Here is a 13,634-nt window from a genome sequence, read left to right as displayed (position 1 = left end):
TTTATGGTCATGCCATATACTGTCAAACTTCACCGTGTCACCGTTCAACATCATGAAGTCGCCAGCTCGTTCGTCACAAACCCAATTTGTCAGCTATCTGTGGGCCTGTTTCGGCACCCTGCTGCTGGTGGCTGTGGCCTTCATGCTCTACGTCTGGACCGAGAAACGCATCGACCAGGCGAATGAACTGCGCTACGCCTCGCATAACCTGGTGGAGGAACTACGCCAGTCTTCCGACGATCTGACCCGCATGGCGCGCACCTATGTCGCCACCGGCGATACGCGCTACCGCCTCAACTATCAGGAAATCGTCGACATCCGCGAAGGCCGCGCCACGCGCCCGCAGAATTATGAAAACGTCTACTGGGACCTGGTACTGGCCAATGGCCAGCGGCCGCGCTCCTCCGGCGTCACCGTGCCGCTGATGGAGCTGATGCGGGAAGCGCATTTCGCGCCCGAGGAACTGGCGCTGCTGGCCGCCGCCAAGAACGAATCGGACAAACTGGTCGGCATCGAGGTCGCGGCCATGGACCTGCGCGCCGCCGGCGACATCAGCGGCGCCACCGCCATGCTGCACGACAGCGCCTACCATCGCGCCAAGGCTGACATCATGCGGCCCATCGGCGCCGTCAACGACAGTGTCGACCGCCGCACCCGCCAGGCGGTCGAGGAAACCGCGCTGGACGCCAACCTGGCGCGCTTCGCCTTCATGTGCAGCTCGGTGGTACTGGTGCTGCTGGTATGGCGCGCCAAGCGCCGGCTGGACGACTCGCTTGGCTGCTCGGTTGATCAGCTGCGGGCCGGCATGGAGAAACTGGGGCGCGGCGACTTCTCCGAGCCCTTGAATGTGCCGGACAAGGTGCGCGACAGCGTGTGGAGCTGGCTGGCCCATACCCAACAAAGCCTGGCGCGGCTGGATACGGAGCGCATCGAGGCGCTGCAACGCATCCAGCGCATCAGCCGCCTGTACTCCGCGCTCAGTCAGTGCAATCAGGCCATCGTGCGCAGCCACAGCGAAACCGAGCTGTTTGAACGCATCTGCCGCGACGTGGTTAGCTACGGCGGCATGGCAATGGCGTGGATAGGACTGATCGACAAGGAGCATGGCCGCATCAATGTGGCCGCGTCGTTTGGCGGCGGCGTCGAATATCTCGACCAGCTGGAAGTGTCGCTGGACCCGAATACGCCGGAAGGACGCGGTCCAATCGGCCTGTCCTACCACAGCGGCCAGCCGTACTGGTGCCAGGACTACCAGCACGCCCCGGAAACCGCTTACTGGCATGCGCACGGCATGCGCTACGGCTGGGCGTCATCGGCGGCGATACCGCTGCGCCGCGACGGCGAAATCATCGGCTTCTTCGCCCCCTACTCCAGCACCCTCAACGCCTTCGACCACGAAGTGCGCGAACTGCTGCTGGAAATGACGCTGGATATCGAATTCGCGCTGAAGAATTTCGACCGCGAAACCGTACGCCAGCAGACCGACCAGCGCGTGCACTACCTCGCACACTACGATGTGCTGACCGGCTTGCCGAACCGCTCGCAGTTACATGAGCGCGCGCGTCACCTGCTGGAGCAGGCCCGCGTCAACCGCAGCTCGCTGGCGTTGATGATGCTGGACCTGGATCACTTCAAGGACATCAACGACTCGCTGGGCCACACCGTGGGCGATTCGCTGCTGTCTGAACTGGCGCTGCGCCTGAGCAGCTGCCTGCGCGACGGCGACCTGGTGGCGCGGCTGGGCGGCGACGAATTCATCTTCGTGCTGCGCAACGTCGGCAGCAGCGAAGCCAGCGATGTCGCGCGCAAGCTGCTGGACATGACCGGCCAGGCCTACACGGTCGGCCTGCACGACTTGAAAGTCTCGGCATCCATCGGCATCGCCATGTATCCGGAAGATGGCCTGGATGTGGAAACCCTGCTGCAACGGGCGGACGCCGCCATGTACCAGGTCAAGCGCGCCGGCCGGCACGACTTCCGCTTTTTCACCGCCGCCATGCAGCAGCGCGCCGCGCGGCATCTGCAATTGGTCAACGCGCTGCGCTACGCGCTGGAACGCGACCAGATGCATGTGGTGTACCAGCCGCAGGTATCGCTAAAGACCGGCCGCATCATCGGCGCGGAAGCGCTGCTGCGCTGGAGTACGCCGGAGCTGGGCACGGTGTCACCAGCCGAATTTATTCCGGCCGCCGAGGAAAGCGGCCTGATTATCCAGATCGGCGACTGGGTGCTGCGCCAGGCCGTGCGCCAGGCCCGTGCCTGGCTGGACGCCGGCCATGCACCGATCGTCATGGCGGTGAACCTGTCAGCGATCCAGTTCCGCACCGCCGACCTGCCTTCGCATGTGGCGCAAGTGCTATATGAAGAAGGCCTGCCGCCCGAGTATCTGGAACTGGAACTGACCGAAGGCGTGGCACTGCAAGACCCGCAAGGCGCCATCGCCACCATGAACCAGCTGCACGACCGGGGAATCCGCATGTCGATCGACGATTTCGGCACCGGCTTCTCGTCGCTCAGCCACCTGAAGAAATTCAAGGTCTACAAGCTGAAGATCGACCAGTCCTTCGTGCGCGACATCAGTACCGACGCCGAGGACAAGGCCATCGTCAGCGCCATCATCAATATGGCGCGCAGCCTTGGCCTGACCACAATAGCCGAAGGCGTGGAAACGGTGGAACAACTGGAATTCCTGCGCGAGCAGCATTGCGATGAGATGCAGGGCTACCATTTCAGCAAGCCGCTCGCGCCGGACGCCTTCCGCGCCCTGCTGGAGAATTAAGACTTCACGCGGCGCGACGCAGCGAAGCGGTTGAAGCTAAAGCCGGCCAGCAAGATCAGCAGCACCAAGGCTTGCGTGCCCAGCGTTTCTGCGGTCGGTAGCACGCCCAACAGGTCGATGCGCGGGAAGCTGACCGGCGTCACGCCGACCCAGCCGGCTTCCTGCAAGGCGGCGACGCCTTTACCCATCAGGATCACCGCCAGTACCGCGACAAAGCCCGATGTCCAGGCGAAGAACTTCCCGATCGGCATGCGGGCGCTGGAGCGCAGCAGCACCCAGGCGATCACCGCCAGCAACAGCACCGCCGCGATGAAGCCGCCCAGCAGTGCACCGCCGTTGCCATCCGCCGCCAGCGCGGAGTAGAACAGCACCGTCTCGAACACTTCGCGGTACACGGCGATGAAGGACAGCGCGAACAAGCTCCACGCGGTCTTGCGGCTCATCGCCGCCGACAGTTTCTCGCTCAGGTACTCCTGCCAGCGCCCGGCGCTGCTCTTCTGGTGCATCCACAGGCCGACACTCAACAGCACCAGCGCGGCAAACACCGAGCCGACGCCTTCGCTGACTTCGCGGCTGGCGCCACTGATCGTCACCAGATAGGTCGCCACTACCCAGGTCAGCACACCGGCGGCCAGCGCGCCGGCCCACCCAGCGTGTACGTAAGCCATAACGTCCTTGCGCTGCGCCTTGCGCAGGAAGGCGATGATGCCGATCACGATCAGCAGCGCCTCGACGCCTTCACGCAGCAGGATGGTCAGCGCGCCGACAAAGGTGGTCATTGGGTCAGCCTTGGCTTCACCCAGCTCGGCCTCGACCAGCGTGAAGAGCTGCGCCAGTTCCTTGCCCACCGCATCAGCCCGTGCGACATCGCCGTTGGCGACGGCGGAACGGTAAGCCAGCATGGCGCTTTCGACAGCCGTGAGCAGCGACTTGTTGCGCGCGCCGACCACCGGTTCGATAGGCTCGAAGCCGTCCAGATAAGCGGACAGGCCCAGATTGGTCGCCGTAGCGCGGTCGCCCGCATGCAAGGCAGCCAGGCTTTCAGCGAGGCGCGTACGCGACAGCGCCAGGCCGCTTGGCTTGCTGGCTTCGGCCTGCGCCGGTTGGCTGCGGATGTAGGCGCTCAGGTCGTGCGCCTTCTCCATGCCGATTTTCGCGGCGATGGCCTCCTGCGTCAGCGTGGTGACTGCGGACAGGTCCGGGAAATGCGCACGCAGCGCCTGATCTTCCTTCCACAGCTTCTCGCCACGCGCGCGCGCGGCAGCGTCGAAGGACAGGCCTCCGGCAAAGAAGGCCAGATCCCAGCGGTCCGCTTCCGGCAAGGCGGCGAAACTGGCCATCGAGGTGCTCTCCACGCCTTGCGAAATCACCTGGTACAGCGCCATCAGGCTGCGCGATTGCGCACGCTCGGTGTCAGAGAAGGCAATCGGCTTGGGCTCCAGCGATGCTGCAAGCGGTCCGTCGCCGTGCCCCACCGCACCGTGGCAGGAGGCACACTGCGCGGCATACAGCGCCGCGCCACGCGCCAGATCCGGCAGCGCCTTGGGTGCGACCGGAATCGGATAGGCGGCAATCAGCAAGGCATTGGCGTGGTGTGCCAGGCGCTTCACTTCGGCGGCATCGGCCTTGGCCATGACCGCGGCGCGCAGGTCAGTCACTGCGGCCACTACCGCTGCCTGAGAGGCATGCGGCGGCAAGCCCGCAGCCTGCTTGGCGGCGTTGTCGGTAAAGTCCAGCATCTCCGCATATTCTGAGGTGCTGGCCACTTTGCCGTTTTCCACCGCACCGCCGTAATCGACCGCAACGTAGTCAATCAACTGCCACAACTGCCTGGCGCCCGCGCTGGGATCGCTCGCCTGCGCGCTTGCAGTACCAATTGCCAGCAATGCTATTAACACGCACCGAAACCAGATTTTCATCGTCATCAACATGATTCTTATTGTCATCGCTTATTCAAGCCGGTGACTATAAGACAATTCCATCATTTCTGCAGAAGAAGCATTGACATGATTGATTACATATGTAATCGTTAACCATATGAAATCAACTGTCCACATTAGCGAGGCTGAATCGCAAGTCATGGAAGTGCTGTGGCGGGGCAGTCCGCGAACGGCGGAAGAAGTCGTGACAGAACTCAGCGATCAACAAGCATGGCAGGTCGCCACCATCAAGACCCTGCTGAATCGGCTTCTCAAGAAAGGCGCTGTCCGCGCCGAGAAGGATGGCCGGCGCTTTCTCTACTCACCTCTCCTGACGCGCGACCAATGGCTGGTGACAGAGACCGGCAGCATGGTGCAGCGCCTGTTCGGCGGGCGTATCGCTCCGCTGGTAGCGCATTTCGGTCAACACGGCAAACTGAGCGCCAGCGATCTCGATGAACTGAAGCGCCTTGTTGATGAGCTGAGCGATGGCAAATGACATCCTGCACACACTGATCTCCGCCAGCCTGATTGCCAGCGTGGTAATTCCGCTGCTATGCGCCGCCCGCGTGCCGCTACGCCGCGCATTCGGCGCGCGAATAGCCTATATGGCCTGGGCCGCAGTGCCGGCCGCAATGCTGGCGATGGCCACGTTGTCGTCTGCGCATATGCCGGCGCCAGTGCAGCCGATCGTCGCGCCGCTACATCATCTCGCCAATGCCGGCGCAGGCGCATCCCCCGCCAGCACTGGCCCGCAATGGCACCAGTGGCTGTTGGCGGCCTGGCTGGTCGTCGCCGTGGCGATGCTGGCCTGGTACGGCGTCGCGCACCGGCGCTACCGCCAGCATATTGGCCTACTGCGGCGCGATGGCGACATCTATCACAGCAAGCGTACCGACGCAGGCCCCGCCGTCGTCGGTCTCTGGCGGCCGATGATTGTGTTACCGGCAGATTTCGCCACGCGCTATACAGCGCAAGAGCAGCAGCTGATACTCGCTCACGAAGCCGTACACGTACACCGCTGCGATCCGCTGATGAATGCCATCTGCGCGGCGATTCAGTGCGCACTCTGGTTTCATCCTTTGGTGCACCTGGCCGCGCGCCGATTCCGGCAGGATCAGGAACTGGCGTGCGACGCGGTTGTCATGCTCGACCATCCGCTGCTAAAACGCAGCTACGCCGACGCCATGCTGAAAACGCAGATATCCACGCAAACAGCACTGATCCACTGCCAATGGCAGTCCACTCATCCACTCAAGGAACGCCTCATGCAATTGCAGAAAACGCCTCCCAGCATGTTTCGCCGCGTAGCGGGCCGCATCGCTGTCACCACCTTTATCGCAGCATGCGGCTACGGCGCGATGGCAGCCAACGCCGGCGTGGAAAGTACAGACAAATACCTGGTCAAGATGAAGCTGAACGCCGGCGGCGAAACGTCCGCGCCCACGCTGCTGATGCAGGAAGGCGTACCGGCCGCCGTGGCCAGCCAAGGGAAAGATGGCATATGGCGCACGGAGCTGCTGCTAAGCAAAGCCAGCGACACCTCCGTGTTCGTGAAAGCCTTCATCAAACATGACGACCAAGTGGTCAGCAGCCCAGGACTGCTGGTAGCGATCAACGAAACCGCAGCCGTCGCCGTCGGCAACTTCAAACTGCAACTGGACGTTAGCAGGCAGCGTGATTAACGGTGATGACGTGGATCGCCAGGCCGCCCAGCGAGGTTTCTTTGTACTTGGCCTGCATGTCGGCGCCGGTCTGGCGCATGGTTTCGATCACTTCGTCGAGGCTGACGAAATGGGTGCCGTCGCCTTTCAGAGCAAGCGAGGCGGCCGTGATGGCCTTGACGGCGCCCATGCCGTTGCGCTCAATACAGGGAATTTGGACCAGCCCTCCGATGGGATCGCAGGTCATGCCCAGATGGTGTTCGATACCGATTTCGGCGGCGTTCTCGATCTGCCCATTGCTGCCGCCCAGTGCCGCCACCAGGCCCGCCGCCGCCATGGCGCACGCCACGCCGACTTCGCCCTGACAGCCGATTTCCGCGCCGGAGATCGACGCATTGCGTTTGCATAGCATGCCGATCGCAGCGGCCGTCAGCATGAAGTTGCGCACGCCGGTGGCTGGGTCGCTTGGCTTGCAGTCTTCCGCATAGTAGCGCAGCACGGCCGGGATAATGCCGGCGGCGCCATTGGTCGGCGCAGTGACCACACGGCCACCGGCGGCGTTTTCCTCGTTTACCGCCATCGCGTACAGGCTGACCTGGTGCATCGCATCGTGCGGCAGGCTGTTCGGATTGCTGATGTTGGCACGCGCCTGCGTCCACAGGCTGGCGGCACGGCGCTTGACGTTCAAGCCACCCGGCAGCTGGCCCGGCGTTTCCAGCCCGCGCACGATACAGTCGCGCATCACATGCCAGATTTTATCCAGGCCGGCGTTCAACTCTTCGTCGCTGATGCGGGCGCACTCATTTGCGCGCAGCATCTGCGGGATGGTCAAGCCGCTGCGCACGCCGTGCGCCAGCAGTTCGTCCATGGTGCCGAACGGGTATGGCACGGCGATCGCAGCCACTGCCGCCGCTTCCTCGCCTTCTTCGCGGATAAAGCCGCCGCCAACCGAGTAATAGACTTTGCTGGTGGCGCCACCATCCTTGCGGGTCAGCGTGAAGCGCATGCCATTCGGGTGTTCGGGCAGCGATTCGGCCATGTGGAAGATCAGGTGCGTGCCGCGCTTGAACGGGACAGCGTGCTGGCCGAGCAGCGCAAGCTGCCCTGCCGCTTCGGCGGCGGCCAGCTGCGCGTCTACCTGCGCTGGATTGACGCCTTGCGGGGTTTCGCCCATCAGGCCAAGCAGCACGGCTTTATCGGTGGCGTGACCGATGCCGGTCAGGGCCAGCGAGCCATACAGCTCGGCCTTGACTTCGGTCACGTCATCCAGCGGAGCGTTGTCCTGCAAAAAGCGGCGTGCCGCCACCATCGGTCCCACGGTGTGGGAACTCGACGGGCCGATGCCGATTTTGAATAAATCAAAAACGCTCATGTCCATCTGTTGTCTCTCTCTTTCTCGTTGGAGGCGCGCTCTCAGGCGGCCTTGCCCAGGCTGACGTCGATATTCGCCAGCATGCTGTCGACCATTTCATCCACGCCGATGCGTGCTGTCCAGCCCCAGTCGGCGGTGGCGGTGGCGTCGTCCAGGCTTTGCGGCCAAGAGTCGGCGATGGCCTGGCGGCTGTCCGGCTTGTAGGCGATCTTGAAGTCCGGCAGCTTGCGCGTGATCGCGGCAGCCAGTTGCTCGGGATTGAACGACACGCCAGCCACGTTGTACGAAGAGCGCACTTTGACCTGTTCCGCCGGTGCATCCATCAATTCGATGGTGGCGCGGATGGCGTCCGGCATGTAGATCATCGGCAGCGTGGTCTGCGGGCCGAGGAAGCATTCATAACGCTCGCCGCGCAGCGCCGCGTGGAAGATGGCGATGGCGTAATCGGTGGTGCCGCCGCCCGGTGGCGATTTGTAGCTGATGATGCCGGGGTAGCGGATCGAGCGCACGTCCACGCCGTATTTCAGGAAGTAGTATTCGCACAGGCGCTCGCCGGCCAGCTTGCTGATGCCGTAGATAGTGGTCGGGTCCATCACCGTCAGCTGCGGCGTATCGGCGGCCGGCGTGTTCGGGCCGAAAGCGGCAATCGACGATGGCCAGAACACTTTCAGCGGCTTGCCGATGGCGCCGCGTTCGCGCGCCACTTCCAGAATATTCAGCAGGCCGTCCATATTCAGCGTCCACGCCTTCAGCGGCGCGGCTTCGCCGGTGGCGGACAACATCGCCGCCAGCTGGTAAACCTGGGTGATGCCTTCGGCGGTGACCAGTTCGCACAGCGCCTGCTTGTCCAGCACATTCAGCGTGGTGTAGCGCGCCGCGCCATACAGATTGGTCGGACTGACATCGCTGGCGATGACGTTTTGTGCGCCGTGCTGCGCGGCCAGTGCTTCCACCAGTTCGCTGCCAATCTGGCCATTGGCGCCGATGACGAGAATTTTTTGCTGACTCATTTGATTATTCCTGATGTTTAGTTCTTCAGCAGGCCCAGTTCGCGGCCAGCCTGTTCAAATGCTCTCAGCACGGTCTCCAGCTGCTCGCGGGTATGCGCCGCCGACAACTGCACGCGTACGCGCGCCTGGCCCATCGGCACCACCGGGTAGAAGAAGCCGCTGAGCAGCACGCCCAACTCATACATCCGCGCGGCGAACTTCTGCGCCACCGGCGCATCGAACAGCATCACCGGCACCACCGGATGGGTGCCTGGCTTGATGGTGAAGCCGATGCGCTCGATCTCCTTGCGGAAGTAAGCGGTGTTTTCGTGCAGGCGGTCGCGCAGCTCGGTCGACGAGGACAGGCGCTCCAGCACCGTCAGCGATGCACCGGCGATCGATGGCGCCAGCGTGTTGGAGAACAGGTAAGGACGCGACTTCTGGCGCAGCATCTCGATCACTTCCTTGCGGCCGGAGGTAAAACCGCCCATGGCGCCGCCCAGCGCTTTACCCAAGGTGCCGGTAATGATGTCGATCTTGCCGACCACATTGTGGTGCTCGTGCGTGCCGCGGCCGGTCTTGCCCATGAAGCCGGAGGCGTGGCATTCGTCGATCATCACCAGCGCGCCGTATTGCTCGGCCAGCGCGACGATCTTGTCCAGCTGAGCGATGGTGCCGTCCATCGAGAACACGCCGTCGGTCACAATGATTTTATGGCGCTTGTCGGCGGCCGCTTGTAGCTGCTTCTCCAGGTCGGCCATGTCGTTGTGGGCGTAGCGGAAGCGCGCCGCCTTGCACAGGCGGATGCCGTCGATGATCGAAGCATGGTTCAGCGCGTCGGAGATGATGGCGTCGTTTTCGTCAAACAGCGGCTCGAACACGCCGCCATTGGCGTCGAAGGCGGCTGCGTACAGGATGGTGTCTTCGGTGCCGAGGAATTGGGAAATCGCCTGCTCCAGCTGCTTGTGCACGGTCTGCGTGCCGCAGATGAAGCGCACCGACGACAGGCCGTAGCCATACTTGTTGGTCGCGTCGATGGAAGCCTGCGCCACCCACTCCTGGCCCGACAGGCCGAGGTAGTTGTTGGCACACATATTAATCAGGGTCCGGCCATCGTCGCTGACCACTTCCGCGCCCTGGCGCGAGGCAAGCACGCGCTCCGGCTTGTACAGGCCCTGCTCGCGCAGTTGATCCAGATTTTGCTGGAGGCCGCTGTAGAAGTTGCTTTTTTGATCGCTCATGATGGTCCTTGTATGTGATACGATTTCACTATCTTATGCGAAATTCGTTATTTCGAATTCAAATTCGATATATTGAATTTTAAAGCGATCCAGTGAACTCCGCAACCCAATAACAATGACAATACCTGTTCCTAACAATGCCCCGCCAGAAGTCGGCGCCGCCCTGCAACGACTGCGTCTGGCGCGCGGCTTGACGCTGGAAGACCTGTCGCGCATCGCCGGCGTTTCCAAGTCCATGTTATCCCAAATAGAACGCGAAAAGGCCAATCCAACCATCGCCATCACCTGGCGCCTGGCCAATGCGCTGGGCGTGCAGATCGGTGAGCTACTGGCGACGGCACACCGCGAAACGGAGACTATCCGCGTGGTCGACGCGCACGAAACCCCCACCCTGCCCGGCCTGCACGCGGGCTATGTGCTGCGCATCCTCGGCCCGCTGGAACTGGCCAGCAAATATGAATGGTATGAATTGACGCTGGCGCCGGGCGGCGAACTGGCCTCGCAAGGACACGATCCCGGCGCGCAGGAGCATTTGACAGTGCTGCACGGCTCGGTGGAGGTGGAAGTAGGAGCAAGCAAGAAGAAAGTCAAACTGGGCGCGACCGCGCGCTACCCAGGTGACCAGCAGCACATCATCCGTAACGTCGGCAAAACTGAAGCGAAGGCGCTGCTGGTGGTGATACACCGTTAGGCGCGTTTGCGGCGGCGGGCGGCAAAGCCGACCAGGCCCAGCCCCGCCATCGCCATCACATAGCTGTGCGGCTCGGGTATGGTCGATACGTCAAACGTATAGCTGATGCTGCTCATATCGGCGCGCACGCTGCCATAGCCGAGTTGGCCAATCCCCAGCAATAATTGCGTGCTAATGCCAACCGCCGAAAAGCTCGCGTAGATTGGATCGGTGACGGCAATCGAGGTCAACATGCCGCTGTAGGCTGTCCCGGCCGAAGCGATGCTGGCACTACCGGAGAAAAGTCCTTGCGAGCCTAGATTGACAAAGTGGCCGTTCGATAGCTCGCCGCCAAACACGCTCCCCTCCATATAAGCACTGACCGAACTACCGTGCGCGTCTAGCTCAAAGAACGTTTTGGTCAGGCTAAATATTGACGCTTGAATCGGGCCGCCATCCTTGCGCACCGCAAATACACTCAACGCTGACTCGCCGGATTGAAGAATGTCTCTCCGCGTGGCGGTGTGCAAACTGGTTTGTATGTCAAAGTCATCATTCAAATAAAGAGAGATCGTGTTGCCTGATGCGAAAACCGCGTTATTTCCCCAGAAATCGGCATCGTAGAAAAACCTCATCGTGTCGCTCTGGATTTCCACAAAATTGACAGCCTGGGCTGAGCCCACGGTTGCCGCTGCCAGCAACACCCCAGCCAGCAAACGATGTAATAGCTTCTTGATCATGACTTTCCCCTTAAAGAAAATGGATGAACTACAAGCACCTGCTCTGACGCACTACCAAAACCGAAGTTAACCCCACATAAAAAAAGGCCCCGCAGGGCCCGTAAAATCACATGGCAAGCGTGCGCCTGCGGCGGCGGCTGACAAGGCCGAGCAATGCCAGGCCGCCAGCCATCATTCCGTAGGTGGACGGTTCAGGCACCGAGGACACCGGGGTGTCTGCAGCGACAGAGGAGAAGCTGAAGCTCACTTGCTGGATGGAGGCTGAACTCTGCCCTGGCCCCGACTGCTGCACCCAGCCGGTCAGGCCGAGGCTGAGTGCCAGGGCGTCGTAGCGCTGCGCGGGACCGCTGGACACGCTGTTACTGTCCCAGCCGCCGGAGGACGCCATGCCGCCAGCACTGCCAATGGCGAACTGGCTGTGGTAGCTGCCCAGCGCGCTTTGCTCGCTGAACACGCCGTTGCTCCAGTCGCCACCGACCACATAGCCGTTCGAGTACGCCATCACCTGGCCGCCCGAGTCCACGCTGTATTGACCGTGAATGATGTTGCCGACCGCCGCATCCAGCTTGTAGCTGTCCTTGGCCACCGCCAGCACGCCACGGAACACGCCGTTGGTGGTCCAGGTTTCGACGGTGTAATCCGGCTCCTGGCCAACGGCCACGTCCGCTACGGCCGAATAAATATGCCCGGTCGCAAACGAAATCGTATCGCCTTGAACCGTGACATTATTCGTACCCCAGAAGTCAGCGTCGTAGATGAACTTCGTGTGGAGGCCGTTGACCTCGACCATATTGCCCGCCAGCGCACTGGCGGCGCATCCTGTTACCCCAAACAAGATGACTAACGTTCTGCTAAGTAGCTTAATTTTCATTTTAGAACTCTTCTATCCTCGTTAAACAAATAACTAATAAATTAATAACGAAAATTAAGTATGTTCTAGTCTGACGCTCCCTGCCATTAAAAAAACACAAACACTGTTAAATTGTGGACGGATAACTACTCAACAGTTGACAAAACTATCCTCACCAGTTGGACTCCCGCTCCGGCGTGGAACTGATGCGGTGTATCGACAGATCAGCGCCGTGGAATTCCTCCTCCGGATCGAGACGGAGGCCCATGGTGGCTTTCAATACGCCATAGACCGCATAGCCGCCGATCAGCGCGACTGCCACCCCCAGGACCGTGCCGAACAGCTGCGACCACAGCGACACGCCACCTACTCCGCCCAGCGCCTTCAAGCCGAAAATACCAGCCGCGACACCGCCCCATGCACCGCACAAGCCGTGCAGCGGCCACACGCCCAGCACATCGTCCACCTTCCATTTGTTCTGTGCCAGCGTGAACATCCAGACGAAGATTGCGCCAGCAATGCCGCCAGTGATCAGCGCGCCCAGCGGATGCATCAGGTCCGAACCGGCGCATACCGCCACCAGCCCAGCCAAGGGACCGTTATAGGCGAAACCAGGGTCGTTCTTGCCCATCATCAGCGCCACCAGCGTGCCGCCAACCATGGCCATCAGCGAGTTGACCGCCACCAGGCCATTCATTTTGTCGAGCGACTGCGCGCTCATCACGTTGAAGCCGAACCAGCCCACGGTCAGGATCCATGCGCCCAGGGCCAGGAACGGAATCGACGATGGGGGGTGGGCCGCCATGCCGCCATTTTTCATATAGCGGCCACGGCGCGCGCCCAGCAACAGCACGGCCGGCAAGGCGATCCAGCCGCCGACGGCGTGCACCACCACCGAACCCGCAAAGTCGTGGAAGACAGCGCCGAAGGTGTGCGCCAGCCAGTCCTGAATGCCGAATCGGCCATTCCAGGCGATGCCTTCAAAAAACGGATAGACCAGGCCGACCAGCAAGGCGGTGGCGATGGTCTGCGGGTGGAAGCGCGCGCGCTCGGCGATACCGCCGGAAATAATCGCCGGGATGGCGGCGGCAAACGTCAGCAGGAAGAAGAATTTGACCAGCTCGTAGCCGTTTTTATCCGCCAGCACCTCGGCCGAGGAAAAGAAATGGATGCCGTAGGCGATGCCATAGCCAACGAAGAAATAGGCGATGGTCGAGACGGCGAAGTCGACCAGGATCTTCACCAGCGCGTTGACCTGGTTTTTCTTGCGCACGGTGCCGAGCTCCAGAAAAGCAAAGCCCGCGTGCATGGCCAGTATCATGATGGCGCCGAGCAGGATAAATAATGCGTTGGCGCCGTCTTTGTGTGCATCCATCAAAATCACTCCCCAAAACAATGCATAAGTTAAGA

Annotated in this window: 11 protein-coding genes; 4 read left to right on the top strand and 7 right to left on the bottom strand. The window is 61.7% G+C overall.

All coding sequences use genetic code 11. The features are described 5' to 3' along the window. Positions 1-52 precede the first annotated feature (52 nt). Entirely contained in the window at positions 53-2,779 is a 2,727-nt protein-coding gene (locus KW842_RS02265; RefSeq protein WP_218302457.1) for a bifunctional diguanylate cyclase/phosphodiesterase, read from the top strand. Here the strand turns inward: KW842_RS02265 and KW842_RS02260 are convergent. Further along, the gene (locus KW842_RS02260) at positions 2,776-4,698 is read right to left on the bottom strand and encodes a cytochrome c/FTR1 family iron permease (RefSeq protein ID WP_255583225.1); all 1,923 of its coding nucleotides are present in this window, start codon (positions 4,696-4,698) and stop codon (positions 2,776-2,778) included. The genes KW842_RS02265 and KW842_RS02260 overlap by 4 nt on opposite strands. A 118-nt stretch (positions 4,699-4,816) precedes the next feature. On the opposite strand from KW842_RS02260, the gene KW842_RS02255 reads away from it, so the two are divergent. Both KW842_RS02255 and KW842_RS02250 read left to right on the top strand, forming a co-directional pair. Then, entirely contained in the window at positions 4,817-5,197 is a 381-nt protein-coding gene (locus KW842_RS02255) for a BlaI/MecI/CopY family transcriptional regulator (RefSeq protein ID WP_218302455.1), read from the top strand. Next, positions 5,187-6,383, top strand: coding sequence for a M56 family metallopeptidase (locus tag KW842_RS02250; protein ID WP_218302454.1), 1,197 nt, complete (start codon positions 5,187-5,189; stop codon positions 6,381-6,383). Before KW842_RS02255 ends, KW842_RS02250 begins: the two co-directional genes overlap by 11 nt. Here the strand turns inward: KW842_RS02250 and KW842_RS02245 are convergent. Genes KW842_RS02245 through kbl form a run of 3 tightly spaced genes read right to left on the bottom strand, consistent with a single transcriptional unit; the run spans position 6,364 to position 9,964 of the window. Further along, on the bottom strand, positions 6,364-7,740 hold the full coding sequence (locus tag KW842_RS02245) for an L-serine ammonia-lyase (protein ID WP_218302453.1): 1,377 nt from the start codon (positions 7,738-7,740) through the stop codon (positions 6,364-6,366). The two genes, KW842_RS02250 and KW842_RS02245, sit on opposite strands and share 20 nt — an antisense overlap. Before the next feature lie 35 nt (positions 7,741-7,775). Beyond that, entirely contained in the window at positions 7,776-8,744 is a 969-nt protein-coding gene (locus tag KW842_RS02240) for an NAD-dependent epimerase/dehydratase family protein (RefSeq protein ID WP_218302452.1), read from the bottom strand. Between the two features lie 17 nt (positions 8,745-8,761). Beyond that, positions 8,762-9,964: a glycine C-acetyltransferase gene (gene kbl / locus KW842_RS02235; protein WP_218302451.1), complete on the bottom strand. Its 1,203-nt coding sequence runs from the start codon at positions 9,962-9,964 to the stop codon at positions 8,762-8,764. 115 nt (positions 9,965-10,079) lie between these two features. Here kbl and KW842_RS02230 point away from each other — a divergent pair, with 115 nt between their 5' ends. Beyond that, complete coding sequence (locus KW842_RS02230) at positions 10,080-10,655, top strand: helix-turn-helix domain-containing protein (RefSeq protein ID WP_218302450.1); 576 nt, start codon at positions 10,080-10,082, stop codon at positions 10,653-10,655. On the opposite strand, the gene KW842_RS02225 is transcribed toward KW842_RS02230, so the two are convergent. The 3 genes from KW842_RS02225 to KW842_RS02215 form a co-directional block, all read right to left on the bottom strand. Beyond that, positions 10,652-11,374 (bottom strand): PEP-CTERM sorting domain-containing protein, encoded by a 723-nt coding sequence (locus tag KW842_RS02225; protein WP_229223440.1) that lies wholly within the window; start codon positions 11,372-11,374, stop codon positions 10,652-10,654. The genes KW842_RS02230 and KW842_RS02225 overlap by 4 nt on opposite strands. Positions 11,375-11,480: 106 nt before the next feature. Continuing rightward, positions 11,481-12,209 carry a PEP-CTERM sorting domain-containing protein gene (locus KW842_RS27380; RefSeq protein WP_229223439.1) on the bottom strand — a complete coding sequence of 243 codons (729 nt, stop codon included), beginning with the start codon at positions 12,207-12,209 and terminating at the stop codon, positions 11,481-11,483. Between the two features lie 187 nt (positions 12,210-12,396). Continuing rightward, positions 12,397-13,599 (bottom strand): ammonium transporter, encoded by a 1,203-nt coding sequence (locus tag KW842_RS02215; RefSeq protein ID WP_218302449.1) that lies wholly within the window; start codon positions 13,597-13,599, stop codon positions 12,397-12,399. Between the last annotated feature and the right edge of the window lie 35 nt (positions 13,600-13,634).

Source organism: Duganella sp. sic0402, assembly GCF_019219065.1.
Lineage (GTDB): Bacteria > Pseudomonadota > Gammaproteobacteria > Burkholderiales > Burkholderiaceae_D > Rugamonas.
Note: the sequence above shows the minus strand (reverse complement) of the source record. Positions and strands in the feature narration are given on the sequence as shown.

What these genes read in the sequence shown, in the direction of transcription:
- KW842_RS02265 (WP_218302457.1), top strand. Translation starts at nt 53, where the DNA reads ATGAAGTCGCCAGCTCGTTCGTCACAAACCCAATTTGTCAGCTATCTG.
- KW842_RS02260 (WP_255583225.1), bottom strand. Translation starts at nt 4,698, where the DNA reads ATGAAAATCTGGTTTCGGTGCGTGTTAATAGCATTGCTGGCAATTGGT.
- KW842_RS02230 (WP_218302450.1), top strand. Translation starts at nt 10,080, where the DNA reads ATGACAATACCTGTTCCTAACAATGCCCCGCCAGAAGTCGGCGCCGCC.
- KW842_RS02225 (WP_229223440.1), bottom strand. Translation starts at nt 11,374, where the DNA reads ATGATCAAGAAGCTATTACATCGTTTGCTGGCTGGGGTGTTGCTGGCA.
- KW842_RS02215 (WP_218302449.1), bottom strand. Translation starts at nt 13,599, where the DNA reads ATGGATGCACACAAAGACGGCGCCAACGCATTATTTATCCTGCTCGGC.
- KW842_RS02240 (WP_218302452.1), bottom strand. Translation starts at nt 8,744, where the DNA reads ATGAGTCAGCAAAAAATTCTCGTCATCGGCGCCAATGGCCAGATTGGC.
- KW842_RS02250 (WP_218302454.1), top strand. Translation starts at nt 5,187, where the DNA reads ATGGCAAATGACATCCTGCACACACTGATCTCCGCCAGCCTGATTGCC.
- KW842_RS02255 (WP_218302455.1), top strand. Translation starts at nt 4,817, where the DNA reads ATGAAATCAACTGTCCACATTAGCGAGGCTGAATCGCAAGTCATGGAA.
- kbl (WP_218302451.1), bottom strand. Translation starts at nt 9,964, where the DNA reads ATGAGCGATCAAAAAAGCAACTTCTACAGCGGCCTCCAGCAAAATCTG.
- KW842_RS02245 (WP_218302453.1), bottom strand. Translation starts at nt 7,740, where the DNA reads ATGGACATGAGCGTTTTTGATTTATTCAAAATCGGCATCGGCCCGTCG.